Origin of the sequence: Burkholderia sp. IT-111MI5 (assembly GCF_949752865.1) — a bacterium.
Classification (GTDB): Bacteria; Pseudomonadota; Gammaproteobacteria; order Burkholderiales; family Burkholderiaceae; genus Burkholderia; species Burkholderia pyrrocinia_C.
The window spans coordinates 1-470 of sequence record NZ_CATKIF010000051.1 but is presented as its reverse complement, the minus strand read 5'-3'; the positions used below and the strand labels follow the sequence as shown (position 1 = coordinate 470).

The following is a 470-nucleotide window of genomic DNA, read 5'->3' as shown; positions in this document are numbered from 1 at the left end:
CCGCCGTTCACGTTCACCTTCGACGTGTCCCAGCCCATCTGCTTGTGCACCGCCAGCGCCTGCGCCGCGAACGCCTCGTTGATCTCCATCAGGTCCAGGTCGCCCGGCGTCCAGCCCGCGCGCTCCAGGCACCGGCGCGACGCCGGCACCGGGCCCATCCCCATCACGCTCGGATCCACGCCCGCGTTCGCATACGCCTTGATCCGCGCCAGCGGCGTCAGGCCCAGCGCCGCCGCCTTCTGCGCCGACATCACCAGCACCGCCGCCGCGCCGTCGTTCAGGCCCGACGCGTTCGCCGCCGTCACCGAACCGTCCTTCGAGAACGCCGGCTTCAGCCCCGCCAGCGATTCCGCCGTCACGCCGTGACGCACGAACTCGTCGGTCGCGAACTGCAGCGGCTCGCCCTTGCGTTGCGGAATCGACACCGGCACGATCTCGTCGTCGAAGCGCCCGGCCTTCTGCGCGGCTTC

The 470-nt window shown here is 71.5% G+C and carries 1 pseudogene; it reads right to left on the bottom strand.

The features are described from left to right. Positions 1–470 (bottom strand): annotated as a pseudogene (locus ACM6JT_RS27170) (acetyl-CoA C-acetyltransferase); the annotation flags it as partial.